Origin of the sequence: Devosia sp., from assembly GCF_036563435.1 — a bacterium.
Classification (GTDB): domain Bacteria; phylum Pseudomonadota; class Alphaproteobacteria; order Rhizobiales; family Devosiaceae; genus Devosia.
In genome coordinates, this window is record NZ_DATCMJ010000019.1 from 16489 (window position 1) to 32361 (window position 15873).

At 61.9% G+C, this 15873-nt stretch carries 15 protein-coding genes; 8 read left to right on the plus strand and 7 right to left on the minus strand.

Annotated elements, in window-relative coordinates; translation table 11 throughout:
* Positions 1 to 147 precede the first annotated feature (147 nt).
* The 4 genes from VIL88_RS16635 to VIL88_RS16645 form a co-directional block, all read right to left on the minus strand.
* The gene (locus VIL88_RS16635) at positions 148 to 2346 is read right to left on the minus strand and encodes a putative bifunctional diguanylate cyclase/phosphodiesterase (protein WP_331990736.1); all 2199 of its coding nucleotides are present in this window, start codon (positions 2344 to 2346) and stop codon (positions 148 to 150) included.
* 298 nt (positions 2347 to 2644) lie between these two features.
* Positions 2645 to 2899, minus strand: coding sequence for a DUF6471 domain-containing protein (locus VIL88_RS18140; RefSeq protein ID WP_414650156.1), 255 nt, complete (start codon positions 2897 to 2899; stop codon positions 2645 to 2647).
* Between the two features lie 987 nt (positions 2900 to 3886).
* Positions 3887 to 4069 carry a helix-turn-helix domain-containing protein gene (locus VIL88_RS16640; RefSeq protein WP_331990737.1) on the minus strand — a complete coding sequence of 61 codons (183 nt, stop codon included), beginning with the start codon at positions 4067 to 4069 and terminating at the stop codon, positions 3887 to 3889.
* A 726-nt stretch (positions 4070 to 4795) separates the two neighbouring features.
* Positions 4796 to 5938 carry a tyrosine-type recombinase/integrase gene (locus tag VIL88_RS16645; protein WP_331990738.1) on the minus strand — a complete coding sequence of 381 codons (1143 nt, stop codon included), beginning with the start codon at positions 5936 to 5938 and terminating at the stop codon, positions 4796 to 4798.
* 304 nt (positions 5939 to 6242) lie between these two features.
* Between VIL88_RS16645 and VIL88_RS16650 the strand changes: the two genes are divergently transcribed.
* Positions 6243 to 6587: a hypothetical protein gene (locus tag VIL88_RS16650; RefSeq protein WP_331990739.1), complete on the plus strand. Its 345-nt coding sequence runs from the start codon at positions 6243 to 6245 to the stop codon at positions 6585 to 6587.
* A gap of 85 nt (positions 6588 to 6672) precedes the next feature.
* Positions 6673 to 6831 (plus strand): hypothetical protein, encoded by a 159-nt coding sequence (locus tag VIL88_RS16655; RefSeq protein WP_331990740.1) that lies wholly within the window; start codon positions 6673 to 6675, stop codon positions 6829 to 6831.
* Between the two features lie 57 nt (positions 6832 to 6888).
* Here VIL88_RS16655 and fabF read toward each other — a convergent pair whose 3' ends face one another.
* The 3 genes from fabF to VIL88_RS16670 form a co-directional block, all read right to left on the minus strand.
* Entirely contained in the window at positions 6889 to 8178 is a 1290-nt protein-coding gene (fabF, locus tag VIL88_RS16660) for a beta-ketoacyl-ACP synthase II (protein ID WP_331990741.1), read from the minus strand.
* A gap of 58 nt (positions 8179 to 8236) precedes the next feature.
* Positions 8237 to 8656 carry a MarR family winged helix-turn-helix transcriptional regulator gene (locus tag VIL88_RS16665; RefSeq protein ID WP_331990742.1) on the minus strand — a complete coding sequence of 140 codons (420 nt, stop codon included), beginning with the start codon at positions 8654 to 8656 and terminating at the stop codon, positions 8237 to 8239.
* 72 nt (positions 8657 to 8728) lie between these two features.
* Positions 8729 to 9811: a PLP-dependent cysteine synthase family protein gene (locus tag VIL88_RS16670; RefSeq protein ID WP_414650157.1), complete on the minus strand. Its 1083-nt coding sequence runs from the start codon at positions 9809 to 9811 to the stop codon at positions 8729 to 8731.
* 303 nt (positions 9812 to 10114) lie between these two features.
* On the opposite strand from VIL88_RS16670, the gene VIL88_RS16675 reads away from it, so the two are divergent.
* The 6 genes from VIL88_RS16675 to VIL88_RS16700 all read left to right on the plus strand — a co-directional run bounded on the left by VIL88_RS16675 (position 10115) and on the right by VIL88_RS16700 (position 15858).
* Positions 10115 to 11602, plus strand: a complete 1488-nt coding sequence (locus VIL88_RS16675; protein WP_414650158.1) for an ABC transporter substrate-binding protein — start codon at positions 10115 to 10117, stop codon at positions 11600 to 11602.
* 105 nt (positions 11603 to 11707) lie between these two features.
* Positions 11708 to 12670, plus strand: coding sequence for an ABC transporter permease (locus tag VIL88_RS16680; protein ID WP_331990890.1), 963 nt, complete (start codon positions 11708 to 11710; stop codon positions 12668 to 12670).
* Positions 12667 to 13515: an ABC transporter permease gene (locus VIL88_RS16685; RefSeq protein WP_331990745.1), complete on the plus strand. Its 849-nt coding sequence runs from the start codon at positions 12667 to 12669 to the stop codon at positions 13513 to 13515. Before VIL88_RS16680 ends, VIL88_RS16685 begins: the two co-directional genes overlap by 4 nt.
* A complete protein-coding gene (locus VIL88_RS16690; protein WP_331990746.1) occupies positions 13512 to 14321 on the plus strand; it encodes an ABC transporter ATP-binding protein in 810 nt (269 codons plus the stop codon). Before VIL88_RS16685 ends, VIL88_RS16690 begins: the two co-directional genes overlap by 4 nt.
* Positions 14318 to 15079: an ABC transporter ATP-binding protein gene (locus VIL88_RS16695; RefSeq protein WP_331990747.1), complete on the plus strand. Its 762-nt coding sequence runs from the start codon at positions 14318 to 14320 to the stop codon at positions 15077 to 15079. Before VIL88_RS16690 ends, VIL88_RS16695 begins: the two co-directional genes overlap by 4 nt.
* Positions 15076 to 15858 (plus strand): DUF1684 domain-containing protein, encoded by a 783-nt coding sequence (locus VIL88_RS16700; RefSeq protein ID WP_331990748.1) that lies wholly within the window; start codon positions 15076 to 15078, stop codon positions 15856 to 15858. Before VIL88_RS16695 ends, VIL88_RS16700 begins: the two co-directional genes overlap by 4 nt.
* Positions 15859 to 15873: the final 15 nt, after the last annotated feature.

The window sequence follows — 15873 nt, forward strand, 5'->3', positions numbered from 1 at the left end:
CTCAGCCCAAGCGACGCAAAAGGATTGAACGACTTCGACTGTCGGGGTTCATGAGGTTGTATCCATTTGAGGCGACAAGCGCTTCGAAGCTCCCCTGCGCCCGCTCCACTGCCTTGTCGATATCCGTATATATGGATAGACGCAGGCCTAACCGGCTGCACGCCGCTGCCTCTTTGTTAGCGAGATCAGTTCACTACTCGAGACTGGCCGTGCAAGCAGGTAACCCTGCAACTCGTCGCAGCCGATTTGAGCTAAAATAGACTGCTGATCGGCAGTCTCGACGCCCTCAGCGGTGACAACCATGTTCATAGCTCGACCAAGTTCTACGATCGACTTGACGATGCTTTCGATCTTCGGGTCACAACCGAGCTGGGCCGTAAATGATTGGTCGATTTTCAGCTTATCGATACCATGGGTGCGAAGATAACTGATCGACGAGTAGCCGGTGCCAAAATCATCCAGTGCTATACGGATGCCGTCCGCCCTAAGCTCACGCAGCGTGGCTTGTACTCTAGGCGAGTTTTGCAGCAACAGGCCTTCAGTTATCTCGATCTGCAAGCGGCGAGGCGACAATCGTGTCTGTCTTAGCACTGCACGAATAGAGTCACCGAAGCGTTCGCTTCGAAACTGTAGGGGCGAAACGTTCACCGCAATCCATGGAAGGGACGTTTCTGCCGCGAACGCGCACGCAGATCGCATGACCCATATCCCTAGTTGATCGATGAGGCCCCGCTCTTCGGCCAAGCCGATGAAGGTTTCTGGCGACATGCGCCCACGGGTGGGATGGGTCCAGCGCACCAATGCCTCTGCACCAGCCAAGCTGCCGTCGGAAGTGCAGAAGATGGGTTGATAAACCAGTTCCAGTCCTTCGCCAGAGGCTAGGGCTGCTCGCAGGTCCATTTCGAGGGCGCGGCGCTCTTGCACCGCTTGGTCCAGCTCGCCGGCGAAGAGTTGATACCGGCCGCGGCCACTCTCTTTGGCCTGGTACAGAGCGATGTCTGCCTGTCGCATAAGTTCGGCCGCGTCCACTGAGGAGTCGCTGGTGAAGATAACGCCGACGCTGGCACCGACAAGCGCCTCGACCCCCGCAATCGGTACAGGCTCTGCGAACATGTCCACGATCTTTTGGCCCAGTGCTTCTGCGGCTGCGGCATGGGGCGGCTGAAACTGGATAATTGCGAACTCGTCTCCGCCGAGACGTGCGACGGTGTCCACCTCGTCGACCATGCCGGAAAGACCCTTGGCGGCGAGACGGATTAGTTCATCACCAGCGGGATGACCAAGAGTGTCGTTTACGTGCTTGAAGCGGTCGAGGTCGATGTAGTGAAGAGCAATACTCGATCCAGTACGGCGCATATTGGCGAGTGCCTGTTCCAGGCGGTCCTCAAAAAGCGCGCGATTGGGGATGCCTGTCAGCGCATCGTGAAAGGCCAAAAAGGAGGCCCGCTCCTGAGTGACTTCCAGCATGCTGGTGGTTCGCTGTAAGCGGCGGAGCAGGAAGGTCACGGCGATAATCGCTAACAGCACCCCTATCGCGATAGTAGGCGCTGTTTCCTTGATCAGGTTGAACGCCGGTTCTTCTGGCACCCAGCTGAAGTAACCGAGGTTGCGTCCATCGCGTGACACGATTGAGGTTGTGATGCGCTCTCCATCTGACGGAGCGGCTTCGGAGAACTCGAGGTCCCACAACTCCGACCGTTCACGAAGCTCAGCAAGCAACGTTCCCTTCAGGAGCCGCGTCGAGATTGCCAGGTATTCCGTGCCGGGACTCTGTCGAACTGCTTCAGTGTGAGGGACCACCGGGCGAATGCTAACCATTGCGACTGCGCCAGAACCCAAACGAACGAAGTCTGCGAGGCCAAGGCCGGTGATCGCCTCGGTGCTGTCCTCGAGACCACCGGAAGCAGAAGCCATCTGCCTGCGCAGGTTCTCGACCAAGGGAAGCAATGCCCGGACTTCTCCTTCATAGATTGCGGGCGGTACGGGCGAGCCTAACTCCACAGCACGAACCACTTGGTTCTTGGAGTCGAGGAGAAAGATCTGATCGTGGCCAAAGTGAAGGCTCATCCACTCTGCAAGGTTGTCGGCAATCCAAGCTGTGTTGCCACTGCGCAGATTGAGCACCGCATCGTCCCACACGACGGAGCTATCCTGCTCTATGGGCAGCCGCGCGGCAATTTCGGCCAGTTCATCGTGAACGGAGCGTGACTCCCGCGCCATGGCTCTATCATCGATGCGCGACGCGGCCCACCAACCAAACGTACCAAGCACGCTCACCAGCACGAAGGCAAACAGGTAAGAGAGGTATGTTATCTGGCTAGCAACTGATGACTTTCGCAGCTTCATCGGGTTTCAATCGCGGTGGGATTCATAACCACAGTAAAGCACGAAACCTAAGAACCCCTCATAATGAAACAAGCACTTCGCCCGTAAGCCAAGGCGTCCACGTTGTTACCGTCCGTTCACCTTGGGTGTGTCGCCAAAAGCAGCCTGTCAGCAACCCACCCCAAAGGTGCCGTTTCCGAACCTGAACAGCCTTTTCGTACTTTGCCTGCTCGAGTACGTCAGACGGATGGAAGAGGTTCACCGCTGAACATCCTCAGCGTCTGTAGATGGCTCTTGGATTGCAGAGGCCCAAGCTGTCCTAGTTTGACCCTTGCACTAAGCGCAAGCACACCAGAAAAAAAGCCGCCGAGAAGGTTCCGCGAGAAATCTTGGTAGCTAAGCCATCGGCCGTATGCGGAAGACCAATCCCGGTCAGTTTCCTTGCCAGATCTCGGCACGAAACGCCCGAACTCTCCATAGCCTTCCTGAGCAGCCGACGGGCTTCGTGCTGGTACTGCTGCTTGTAAAACGCACCTCGGTGGAATGAGCTTTCGTCAGTTCTGCTGCTAGCCATACGGTTACTTCCAAATTCAAGGCATTCAGTTCTTCACCTAAGCGTCAGCTTCTTGGTGCTCGCCAGCCATTTAGGCGGCAGGGGCTCGCTTCTGGTCGACTTGGTGCGTCATCGTGCCCGCTCGTGCTGCCTCGCTTCCGGCAGCTGTCGATGGAGTGGAGCTTTCGCTCGACGAAATGAGGTTTTGTGAGGTTCGTCGCGTCACTCGCCATGCCTTCGAAAATGGCGGACGTGGCCAGTCTGTGGTGGGGCGGGAGTGCCAGTGGCCGGCACCCCCGCTTGGCTCTAACGAGATTTTCGCCGAGCCCTTTCAACAAGGCTGGTTCGAAAAGCTGTCACGGGATTGATCCTGGCTCGCGCCTCCCAGTCGAAAACCCCCAAAGCTCTCCAACAATCGCGAAACACTCCAGGCTCCTCGCGTGCATCGATTTTGACCTGGTCGAAGCAAGGGGAGGAAAGAGGGGTATTAGTTCCTCTATTAAGAGGGAAGCCATTTTGGCGCTGGATTCGACGCCGATCTGGCGTCGCTTTTTGGCGCGGCTTTGCCTCCCGATCCTTTTCCAGAAATATGAGCTCAACCTGCATCAGATGCCGGTTGCCAGGCAGCCGTGCAGGGTGTCGGCGGATGTAGTTTAAAGCTTCCAGGCGCCCGAGATGCCGACATACTGTTCGCGTCGAAGACGACAGTGCCCGCGCCATCTGTTGGTACGTCTGGATAAGAGGCTTCCCTGGCTGATGAGACCAACTGAGGTGGATCAGCAATTGCTTAAGCGCAGGCTTAAGCCCTCGTAGCGAGTGCGCTTTCTTGAGTGCCTCAGAGGACATGGGTGGCCTCCTTAGCGCAATGGCTAAAGTGAACGCCCGCGCAGACGAAGGCCTTTGTACGAGAAGCATTTCGGTATAGGGTAGGGGAGCTATCGAAACCAAAACCGTAGCTCACGGGGCACTCGCAGTTCGCAGCTGCGGTGCCCCGATTTTCTTCCGTCTTCATTCACTGGCCTCCCACAATGAGAGAAGGTAAAGGTCCAGATCTTTCTTGAAGACAAGCGCCCGTTTACCGGCCTTGAGCCGCTTGAGCGTTCCGGAGTCAAAAAGCTTGTAAAGGAATGACCGGGAAAGGCCGGTGTACTGGCATGCCTGGTTGATCGTCAGGGTGACGGCGCCGTCCAAGCCAACTGCAGTTGACGGGACTGCAGAGGATATCAGTGTGTGCATCGCTATCGCTCCTTGTGCTGCGATAGTCAGCGATTTGCCTGATTTTGTCGGACATGTATGTACCGTCCAAAAGCCGCTTTTAAGCGGTACCGGGGCGATAGGGTTTGTACTCCATCTCGCAAATGTCGGGGTGAAGGTTCCGAAGGCGGGCGAAGCGTCTGGCGATTTGGCGGGAGCGTTTCGCAAAGTCATCGGTTCCGTAGTAGGCCCCTGTGCGATTGCCCGTCTTGAAATGATCTCGGATGGCCAAAACCTCCGAGAGTTGCTTGAAGCTGACTTTGCTTCCCCTGGCACGCCCAAGCTGGGTATGCGTCCTCCATGTCGAACGAAGGAAACTGATGTCGTTTTCGACGTCGCTCAGAGGTTCTCTACCTCGGCTTTGACGCACCACATTCAGATCTGGATGTTCCAGCGCTAGCCGAAATAGGACTTCTGCTATCCAGTCCGGCGATCTTTGGTCGACGCCTCTAGCAGCTGCGAGCAAACTCAGCCGCGCCGCAATTTCAGCCCCGGATACGTCTTTGGGCAAAATGTGCGAAAGCAGGGCTAAATCTCGAGGGCGTAGTACAGGCTTAAGACCGGGAGCGCCATAGAATTGGAGGAAATTTTCGAACTCTGCCTGGTCATCAACTTGGTTGTTTCGCGAGCGGGGCATAGCGCCCGACAACGGCTGCTTCCGCATCACTTCGGCTCCAGAAAGTTCGCCCAGTCACCCATCAACAAGCGACGCTTTTCCAACGCGTCGCTCCGGCGGTAAGCACGCTCTGTTGCGTCTCCGACGACATGCGCTAAAGCGGCCTCGGCAACTTCCCTCGCGTGGTCTGTTTCCTCTCCAGCCCAATCCCTGAAACTCGAGCGGAAGCCATGAACCGTTACTCCCACTACCTTCATGCGACGTAACTGCATTTCTAGTGCCATAGTGGAAAGCGGCCGGCCCTCTTTCTGGCCCGGGAACACGTAGTCCGAGATCCTGGCCTCGTGCATTTCCTGCAACAGTTCGAGAGCGCGGCTGGATAGTGGGACCCTGTGAGCACGGCCTGCCTTCATGCGCTCCGCCGGAACTTGCCAAACCCCCTTCTCGAGGTCGACTTCCGACCACTTAGCGTTGAGAACCTCGCCCGACCTGGACGCGCATAGTATGAGCAGTTCCAGCGCGCGGGCGGACGTTCCGTCAAGTTTTCTGAGACGCAGCACGAAGGCCGGTACATCTGTGTAAGGCATTGCAGCGTGGTGGCCGCGCGTCAGTCTGGCTCGTGTCGGCAGAATGTTCTTGAGGTGCCCCCGCCAAAGCGCCGGGTTCTCACCGCTTCGCCAGCCGCGAACCTTGGCAAAGTCCAGAACGCGCTCGATGCGGCCACGTAGACGAGATGCGGTCTCCGGCTTTGTGGTCCAGATCGGCGCAAGCACCTTCAACACATGGTCAGTAGTGATATCAGCGACACGCATCTTAAGGATGGGCGAGCAGTAGGCTTCTCCAAGGGTACTCCGCCACTGTGCGCGGTGCTTGTCATTGCGCCACTGGCTTTCCATCGAGGCCAGGAATTGCGTCGTGCATTCAGCAAACGTTGGTTCCTGACGAGGAGATCGAGCGACCTTTGGGTCAACGCCGGACGCCAGTGCAGTTCTGAGTTCGCTGGCCTTTTCGCGGGCAGCAGACAAGCGAAGAGCTGGATAGCTACCTAAGCCTAAGACTTGGCGGCGGCCATCTCGGGTGTACATAAAGACCCAGCTCTTTGTACCGGTCGGCTTTACGTTGAGGTAGAGTCCGCCTCCATCGCTGTGTCGCCCTTCCGGCAGACTAGAGCGAGCCAGGGCATCGGTCATCCTAGAAAGAGGTCTGGACACTTGGTGTGCACTCCTGTGTGCATTTCAAAGCGTGGATAATGGGACGCTGTTGAGTGCAATTAAGGACACGTAAATCGCTAGCACCGAGATTTTCAACCCCTTTTCGCCTTATAGAACATGTTAATGTACAACGGCGAACGACAGTATGGCGGACTTTCTCTCCGCCATTTACCGCTCGCGGAAAATCGTCCAAATCTGCCGCGGCCCAAGATGTGTGGCAAGCGCTGGTTAATCTTCCGGTCAGCCCGGTGTCGACAGCCTGCGAAACGCTGTGCAGTTTGGCATGATGGCAGATCAGGCACAGCTTCAGGCGCAGCGTTCGGGGAACAACGTCTTTGCTTTTCGGCGCCTCAAATGGGGCGATCCGCCGGCGAAGTTCCGGGTGGACATTGTTCTGCGTCGGGGTTTCCCCGCGCCGGTCGAGGTCTCGGCAGCTGAACGCGACGATGATCCGACAAGCGCTGACGGCCCCGCAGATGCCAACCCCGCGGCCGGCACGCACCAGGGCCAGCCCGTCGCCGATCTCATTCAACGCCGTGTGCGCGAGCGCATTGTTGACCTTGCCATCTGGGGCGCGGCATTCGTGTCCGTTGCGGCGCTTATCGCTGCGCTGGTCCTTGGAGGCTGAAGCGCGCGTGCTCTTGCCCCTCAAACAGGTGGGGCCAGCGGCCGGCGTTTCATCTAAGCCGTCTCCCGCGAACGGGAGAAGCGACATGATCAAGGCTTTGGCCAATTGGCAGAAGCGGCGCCGGTATCGGGCGCTGCATCGGCAGCTCTGCGGACTCGACGGCAGCGTGCTTGCCGATGTGGGCTTGAAGATGGATGACCTTGAAGTCTTGCGGCGCGGGCGTTCGCCCTGGGAGGACAGGTGAAAGGGCCCGGATGAGCCCTCGCCACCCGGGCGAAGCCGCTCGCTGGCGCAGGGGGAACTAGGCGCCGGGCGCCTTGCCGAATATCAGGGCCGCGTTGACGCCGCCGAAGCCGAAGGAGTTGGACAGGGCAAAGTCCAGCGCCTTGGCCTTGGGCATATTGGGCACGAGGTCGAACACGTCGGCTTCGGGGATGGGATCGTCGAGGTTGATGGTGGGCGGCAGGGTGCCGTGCCGCACCGCCTGGATCGAGATGATCGCCTCGAGCGCGCCTGCAGCGCCCAGGAGGTGCCCGGTTGCCGACTTGGTCGAGGAAACCGCCAGGTCCTTGCCCCGATCGGGAAAGACCGCGGCAATGCCGGCAATCTCGGCCGCGTCGCCCACCGGCGTCGAGGTGGCATGCGCATTGACATAGCCCACCTGGCGCTGGTCAATGCCGGCCATAAACAATGCATTGCGCATTGCTACCTGCGCTCCCGCGCCATCGGGCGAACCCGCCGTCAGGTGATAGGCATCCGCCGAGGTGCCGTAGCCGGCAAGGACCGCTAGGGGCCTTGCCCCGCGGGCCTTGGCATGGCTCAGTTTTTCGATCACCAGCACTGCTGCGCCCTCGGAAAGGACGAAGCCGTCATGGGCGGCATCAAAGGGGCGCGAGGCCTTGTGCGGCGCATCGGCATGGCTACCTGATAGGGCGCGCGAGGCGCCGAAGCCGCCAATGGAAATGGGATCGACCGATCCTTCCGCGCCGCCCACCACGGCAACCTCCGCCTCGCCGGTCAGGATCAGGCGCATGCCGTCGCCGATTGCCTGCGCCGAGGCGGCACAGGCGGTGACTGGCGTGCCGATGGGGCCGCGGAACTCATGGAGGATCGATAGCCACCCCGCTGCCAGGTTGGCGAGGAACGATGGCACGGTGAAGGGCGAGAGCCGGCGCGGCCCCTTGGTCTGGATCACTTCGACGGCTTTTGCCATTACGGGTGATCCGCCCACGCCGGAGCCGATAATGGTGGCGGTGGCCGCCTGGTCCTCGGCTCTGGTCGGTTGCCAGCCCGCCTGGTCCAGCGCCTCCTGCGCCGCCCCAATGGCATACTGAATAAAGAGATCCATTTTCTTGATCTCCTTGCCGTCGATAAACGCGGCCGGATCGAAACCGTCCGGATCGGCCCCTTTGCTCGGCACAAGCCCGGCGATGTGACTGACAAAGCCCGTCGTGTCGAAGCGATCGTTGCGCACGATGCCGCTGCGTCCGGCCAGCAGGCCCCGCCACAGCGCCTCGACGCCCACGCCAAGCGGGCTGACGGCGCCCATGCCGGTGACAACGATCGGATCGAGAGGATCAGGCTTCAGCATGGTCTTTCCTTGTGTATATACACGGTAACCGGCGAGCGGAGGCTCGCGAGCGTTGCGTTCAGAGGCGCGCCAGCTGGCGCAGCCCCGCCAGAACGGTATCGAAATCAGGATTGTCGAGCGTCGCGCGCAGCTCCGCCTGCGCCTTGCGCCATTCCGGTCTGGCGTCGTCCACCAGCTTCCGTCCGGCCGGTGTAACCGCCCCGATGCGTCCATTGCCACGCTCGGCGGAGACGGTCGACACCAAGCCCTTGCGCTCGAGCAGGGCGAGGTTTCGCGAGAGCGTTGTCCGGTCCATGGCAATGGCGTCGGCCATTTCGGTGACCGAGCGCCCGGGATGCTTCAGCATCGACCCCAGGATGGAAAACTGCGCGGCGGATATGCCGATGGCCTTGAGCTTGCGGTCGGCCCGGCGGGTTACCGTACGCGCGGCCATGCGGGCATTGAGCACCATGCAGAGATCGAAATCGTCATCGGCCATGACATTTTCTAGCCGTGTATATGCACGGTGTCAATGCGCGCGGCTGCGCCGTCTAACCCGCGGCCGCAGGCATCAGCATTTTGTGCATATGGACTGGTCGCTGATCAGGGCCGGATCGAGTTCGCCCATGCGCAAGGCGATCTCCACCGCAGCCTCGGCCGGGGTGACATCGAGTCTCTGCTGCTGGAGCCACTCATCATTGTAGTAGGTATCGCCATAGCGTTCACCGCTGTCGCAGATCAGCGTCACCAGCGAACCTTCTTCCCCCGCTGCGCGCATCCTGCTGGCTGCCCAAAGAATGCCGATGAGGTTGGTGCCGGTCGACCCGCCCACGCGTCGCGACAGGAGGCGCGACAGCACGCGGGCGGCGGCGATCGAGGCCACGTCGGGCACCTTGATCATAGCGTCGACCACGCCGGGCACGAATGACTTTTCCACCCGCGGGCGGCCGATCCCCTCGATGCGGGAGGGGGTGGCGCTGCGCGCTTCTGCGTCGTTCTCGGTCCAGCCGGCGAAAAAGGCGGAATGCTGCGGGTCGGGAACGCAGAGCTGCGTTGCCAGCCCCTTGAACAGGATATAGCGGCCGATCGTGGCCGAGGTGCCGCCGGTGCCCGCACTCATGCAGATCCAGCGGGGAATGCTGTGCCGCTCGAGGGACAACTGCTGAAAGATCGATTCCGCGATATTGTTGTTGCCGCGCCAGTCGGTCGCCCGCTCGGCAAAGGTGAACTGGTCGAGATAATGCCCGTTCTTGCACTGGGCGAGGCGCTGCGCCTCCTGGTAGACCTGCGCCGGATCCTCCACGAAGTGGCAGGTTGCGCCCTGCAACTCGATGGCCTCGATCTTGCTTCGGCTCGTGCTGCGCGGCAGGACGGCAACGAATTTGAGGCCCAGCATGCGGGCGAAATAGGCCTCGCTCACCGCCGTCGAACCCGACGAGGCTTCCACCAGCACCGTCTCGGGGCCGATCTGCCCGTTGCAGATGCCATAAAGGATCAGCGATCGCGCCAGCCGATGCTTGAGACTGCCCGTGGGATGGCTGGACTCATCCTTGAGATAGATGTCGATCCCCGGAAAGCCGGCCAAGGGCAGGGGGATCAGGTGCGAGTCCGCCGACCGCCTGCCATCGGCCTCCATCAGCTTGATCGCCCGCAAGCGCCATTCTCTGAAACAAGGATTCGTAGGCATGAGGATCTACCAAAGAACAGTTTGACAGCAAACCGTACCACAAAACGCTCCTAGAGTGGAATTGAGATCGGAGGAAGATGGTGATCGTCACTCGTAAGGGCTCCCGAGGGCCACGATCTGCGACGCCGCTTCTCCCACTATGCACCGGCAGCGGCGGCGAAAAACATGTCCCGGATGAAGCGCTTAGCGCAATAAAAGGCTATAAAGTCGGTAGCGTTTCTCCCTGCAGGGGCTATGCTCCAATCAGCATCATCTGACGGACGAATTTCAGTGAACACTTCCCGCCTTTTGCTCACCGCAACGCTCCTTGCCGGCGTTTCCCTTTCCGGCGCTGCCTGGGCGCAGGATTATGATCCCGACGCCACGATCCGCATCGGTTCGCTCTATGAGCCGCAAAATCTCGACAACACCGCCGGCGCCGGCCAGGGCATCAACGAGGCCTTCAACGGCAATGTCTACGAAGCCCTGTTCCAGCTGACCGATGCCGGCGCTGTCGAGCCCAGGCTCGTCGAAAGCTATGAAGCCAGCGAAGACGGCCTGACCTATACCTTCAAGCTCAAGCCGGGCGTGACCTTCCACTCCGGTGATCCGCTGACCGCCGCCGACGTCAAATACTCCATCGAGCGCGTCACCGCCGAAACCTCGCAGAGCTCGCGCAAGAGAAGCCTCTCGACCATTTCCGCGATCGAGACGCCCGACGACCAGACGGTGGTCATCACCCTCTCGGCCCGCTCCATCTCGCTGCCCTACAACCTTTCCTATGTCTGGATCGTCAACGACGCCGCCACCGACATCACCGCCACCGAAGACGGCACCGGTCCCTATACGCTAGGTGAATGGCGCCGCGGCTCGGCCCTGGCGCTCGCGCGCTTCGACGGCTACTGGGACGAAGCGCCCACCAATGGCGAAGTCGTCTACACCTATTTCACCGACGCCACCGCGCTCAACAATGCGCTCCTCACCAATGCGGTGGACGTCATCACCTCGGTCCAGAGCCCCGATTCCCTGGCCCAGTTCGCCGGCAACCCGGCCTTTGTGATCACCGAGGGCGCCTCCACCACCAAGGAACTGCTGGCCTATAACGACCGCGTCGCGCCATTCGATAACGTCCAGGTGCGCAAGGCCCTGGCCCGCGCCACCGACAAGGCGCGTCTCCTTAACTCCATCTGGGGTGAATACGGCACGCTGATCGGCTCCTTCGTGCCACCGACCGATCCCTGGTATGTCGATCTTACGGGCGTCGACGCCTATGACGTCGAAAGCGCCAAGCAGCTGCTGGCCGAAGCCGGTTACCCCGACGGCTTCGAGTTTACGCTCGACACGCCCGACTACGATCCGCACCCGCTGGTGGCGCAGTTCCTCCAGTCCGAATATGCCAAGATCGGGGTGACGGTGAACATCAACATCATCACCGCCAACGAATGGTACACCAAGGTCTACCAGGAGAAGAACTTCGAGGCGACGCTGCAGGAACACGTCAACCACCGCGACATCGTCTTTTACGGCAATCCCGACTTCTACTGGGGTTACAACAATCCCGACGTGGTCAAGCTCGTCGCCGATGCTGAGGCCGCCGGTTCGGAAGCCGAACAGGTGGAAAAGCTCACCGAAGCCAACCGCATCATCGCCGAGGATGCCGCCAGCAACTGGCTCTATCTCTATCCGCAGATCGTCGTCTCGGCGGCCAATGTCTCCGGCTACCCGGTCAACGGCCTCAACTCGCAGTTCTTTGCCTACGATATCGAAAAGAGCCAGTAGCGCCCAAGCGCTGCTTCACTCTGACGCTCGCCACCGGCCGCAAGCCGGTGGCTTTGGCTTTGCGCTGGCTCTATGTTGCGCTGATCGCCCGCAAGGAACCTTGCCATTCTCGCCTACCTCCTCCGCCGCACGCTGATCCTCGTCGCCTCGCTTTTTGTCGCGGCCGTGGTGCTGTTCGTGCTGCTGCGCCTGCTGCCCGGCGATCCGGCCAATGCCTTGCTCGGCGTCGGCGCCACCGACGAGCAGATCGCCGCGGCGCGCGCCCAGGTCGGCTCCGACCAGCCGCTTTATGCGCAGTTCCTGAGCTTTGTCGGCAATCTCGCCCGGCTTGATCTCGGAACATCCTTCGTGAGCCGCGCCCCGGTCCTGGGTGAAATCGCCAACCGCATGGCCGTCACCCTGCCGCTCACCCTGTTCGGCTTCCTGCTGGCGCTCCTCCTTGCCATCCCGCTCGGCGTGCTCGCCGCCGTCCGCTCCAACAAATGGTATGGCGCCGCCATTTCGGTTCTGTCCCAACTAGGCATTGCCATTCCCGTCTTCTGGGTCGGCATTCTCCTCGTCACCCTTTTTGCCATCAACCTGCGCTGGCTTCCCTCGGGCGGCTTTCCGCTCAAGGGCTGGGCCGATTTCGGTGCCGCCATCACCGGCATGATCCTGCCGGCGCTGACCATCGGCCTCGTCATGGCCGCGTCCCTCCTGCGCTATGTGCGCGCCGCTACGCTTGACGTGCTGGGCAGCGATTTCCTGCGCACCGCGCGCGCCCTGGGCGCCAGCTTCCCCGAGGCGCTGCTGCGCCATGGCCTGCGCAACGGGGCCGTTCCGGTGATCTCCATTCTCGGCATCGAGCTCGCCAGCACATTTTTAGGCGCCGTGGTCATCGAGCGCGTCTTTTCGCTGCCGGGCCTTGGCTCCATGCTGCTCCTCGCCATCCAGCAGCGCGACTATCCCAACGTGCAGGGCGTCCTCTTCATTTCGACGCTGCTTGTGCTGCTGATCGGCTTTGCCGCCGATATCGCCCAGCGCCTGATCGACCCGCGGCTGCGCGGCCGGGGAAGGGCAGCCACATGAGCACTGCCGTCGACACCGCGCCCCGCCACCGGCGGCGCCACTCCCTGACGCTTTGGGCCAGCCTCGTGCTTGTCGGCCTCCATGTCGCGGTTGGCCTCCTGACCCTGGTCTGGCTGCCCTATGATCCAATCGCCATGGCCGGCATGCGGCTCGAAGGCCCGGGACCCCTCCATTGGCTCGGCACCGACCGGCTGGGCCGGGACCTTGCCACCCAATTGATGATCGGCAGCCGCATAGCGCTCCTGGTCGGCATAGGCGCCGTCACCATCGGGGCCGCCATCGGCGTCACCCTTGGCCTCCTGGCGGCCTTCGCCAGCAAGTGGCTCGACGATGCCCTGGCGGCAACGCTCGATATCCTGATCGCCTTTCCCACCCTTCTCATCGCCATGCTGGTGGTGGCGGCCAGCGATACGGCAAGCCTCTGGTCCGCGGTTGTCGCGCTGGGCGTCGCGCTCTCCGCCATCGTCGCCCGCCTGACGCGCATCCTCGCCAAGCGGGTGCTGGTCATGGACTACATCACCGCGGCCCGCACCTCCGGCAGCTCCTGGCCAAAGATCGTCGCCATCCACATCCTGCCCAATATATGGCCAACCCTTTCGGTCAACTTTGCCCTGCAGTTCGGCCTCGCCGTGATTGCCGAAGCCTCGCTCTCCTATCTCGGCCTCGGCGCGCCGCCACCCAATGCCTCCTGGGGCCGCATCCTCCAGGAAGCGCAGGGCACGGTCTATACCGCTCCCCTCGGGGCCATCGCCCCCGGCCTGGCGCTGGTCTCCCTCGCCATCGGCGTCAATCTCCTGGCCGACGGCCTGCGCGACGCCATCGATCCTACGAGGCGCGGCCGGTGACCGACCTTTTGACCATCCGCAACCTCTCGGTCTTCGCCGGCGACACACCGCTCGTGTCCAACTTGTCCTTTTCGCTGGCTCGTGGCGAACGGCTGGGGCTCATCGGCGAATCCGGCTCGGGCAAGTCGCTGACCTCCCTTGCCGCCACCGGCCTGCTTCCAGCGGGTCTGTCAGCAAAGGGCTCGGTCATCCTTGCAGGCCAGGAAGTGATCGGCGCCTCCGATCGTCAGTTGAACCAGCTGCGCGGCAAGGCGGTGGCCATCGTCTTCCAGGAACCCCTCACGGCACTCGATCCGCTGATGCGGGTGGGCAAGCAGGTGGCTGAGCCACTGCGGCGCCGTGCGCGCCGCGATGGGCGCAAGCTCGATGGCAAGGCGCTCGAGGCCGAAGAGCTGCAGCTGCTCAACGAGGTCGCATTGCCCGAGCCGCAGCGCATTGCGCGCGCCTATCCGCATGAACTCTCGGGCGGCCAGCGCCAGCGCGTGGCCATAGCCATGGCCCTTGCCTGCAGGCCCGATCTCCTCATTGCCGATGAACCGACCACGGCGCTGGATGTGACCACGCAGGCCGAAATCCTGGGCCTGCTCGACCGGCTCGTGCGCGAACGCCACATGGCGCTTCTTTTCATCAGCCACGATCTTCCCGTCGTCGCCACGACGGTGGATCGCGTCGTCGTCCTCCGCCAGGGCGAAGCGGTGGAAGCCGGTGCAGTGGCCGACGTCTTCTCGGCGCCCCGCCACGACTATACCCGAAGCCTTTTGGCCGCAGCGCGCAGTTTCGATCGGGCGCTGGAGGGGCAGTCATGAGCCTCATACGCGTTGACAACGTGAGCTTCGGGTACACATCGAGCCGCCGCATCGTCGACGATGTCTCGCTCGATATCGCACAGGGCGACACTGTCGGGCTGGTCGGGGAAAGCGGCTCAGGCAAGACCACCCTCCTGCGCCTGCTGCTGGGCCTGGCGCGGCCCGACAGCGGCACCATCAGCTTTGACGGACAAAGCCTCGACCCCGGCAACCGCAAATTCATGCGCGGTTTCCGCCGGCAGGCCCAGGTGGTGTATCAGGATCCCTATTCCTCGCTCGACCCGCGCCAGACCATCTTCTCGATCATTGCCGAACCCCTGCGCTCCCTCAAGGTTGAGGGGGACCACCGCCAGATGGTGGCGGCTGCCCTGCAATCGGTCGGCCTCGATCCCGACGCCGGAACCCGTTACCCGCACCAGTTTTCGGGCGGCCAGCGCCAGCGCATCGCCATTGCCCGCGCCATCGTCCCAGGTCCGAGGCTCCTTCTGGCGGACGAAGCCGTCAGCGCCCTCGATCTCACCACCCGCATCCATGTCGTCGAGCTTTTGCGCGAACTCAGCGCCGACATGAGCCTCCTTTTCGTCTCGCATGACCTCGGCGTTGTCGCCGCGCTCTGCCGCCGTATCGTGATCCTTGAGAAAGGTCGCATCGTCGAGCAGGGCGAAACGCGTCAGGTTCTGGCGCGGCCTCAACACCCCTATACGCAGCGTCTGCTGGCTAGCGTGCCGCGGCTCTCCTTCAAGGACCACACCTCATGACCGACTATGCCAGCGCCTATGCCGACTGGAAAACCCGCCGCCTTGCCGCCCTCAAGGCGCCCGATGGCTGGCTCAACATCATCGCGCGCGACCGGCTGTCGGAAGGGACGGTTTCGGTCGGCAGCGCCCCCGACAACGACATCGTCTTGCCCACCGGACCCGGCCAGGTCGGCCGCCTGACCCAGGATGCCAGCGGTGAGGTTACCTACCATCCGGCCGATGGCGGCGCGCCGATCAAGCTCGAGCTGTCCAAATACAAACCGCCACGGTTCACCTCCGGGTCCCTCCTGCTCGAGGTGACCACGCTCAACGGCCAGAACGCGCTGCGCGTGCGCGATACCGCCTCGACCGCTGCCGATGCCTTTCCGCCGATCGAGTATTTCCCCCTCGACGAAAGCTGGCGCATCGCGGCCGCGTGGGTGGTCCTCGACGCCCCCAAGGGCCTCACAATCGATACGTCCAAGTCCATCGCGACCGAAGTGGCAGCGACCCACAAGGCGGTCTTCAGCCGGGACGGCGTCACCTATGAGCTGCTGGCTACCCACGGAACGCCGGAGGCGCCGCAATTTGTCATTCGCGACCTCACCTCGCGCGACAGCACCTATGGCGCCTGCCGCTTCGTCTTTGGTGAAGAGGTGACCGAGACCAGCATCGTCCTCGATTTCAACAAGGCCATCAACCCACCCTGCGCCTATACCGACTTCGCCGTCTGCCCGCTTCCGCCGGCCGAAAACGTGCTGCCCATCCGCATTGAAGCAGGGGAGAAGCGGCCGCACTGACTTTGCCTCCGGGCC

Bases quoted from the DNA above. Each gene is read 5' to 3' on its own strand.
- VIL88_RS16655 (WP_331990740.1), top strand. From the start codon at position 6,673: ATGATCAAGGCTTTGGCCAATTGGCAGAAGCGGCGCCGGTATCGGGCG.
- VIL88_RS16635 (WP_331990736.1), bottom strand. From the start codon at position 2,346: ATGAAGCTGCGAAAGTCATCAGTTGCTAGCCAGATAACATACCTCTCT.
- VIL88_RS16700 (WP_331990748.1), top strand. From the start codon at position 15,076: ATGACCGACTATGCCAGCGCCTATGCCGACTGGAAAACCCGCCGCCTT.
- fabF (WP_331990741.1), bottom strand. From the start codon at position 8,178: ATGCTGAAGCCTGATCCTCTCGATCCGATCGTTGTCACCGGCATGGGC.
- VIL88_RS16685 (WP_331990745.1), top strand. From the start codon at position 12,667: ATGAGCACTGCCGTCGACACCGCGCCCCGCCACCGGCGGCGCCACTCC.
- VIL88_RS16695 (WP_331990747.1), top strand. From the start codon at position 14,318: ATGAGCCTCATACGCGTTGACAACGTGAGCTTCGGGTACACATCGAGC.
- VIL88_RS16645 (WP_331990738.1), bottom strand. From the start codon at position 5,938: ATGACCGATGCCCTGGCTCGCTCTAGTCTGCCGGAAGGGCGACACAGC.
- VIL88_RS16665 (WP_331990742.1), bottom strand. From the start codon at position 8,656: ATGGCCGATGACGATTTCGATCTCTGCATGGTGCTCAATGCCCGCATG.
- VIL88_RS18140 (WP_414650156.1), bottom strand. From the start codon at position 2,899: ATGGCTAGCAGCAGAACTGACGAAAGCTCATTCCACCGAGGTGCGTTT.
- VIL88_RS16650 (WP_331990739.1), top strand. From the start codon at position 6,243: ATGATGGCAGATCAGGCACAGCTTCAGGCGCAGCGTTCGGGGAACAAC.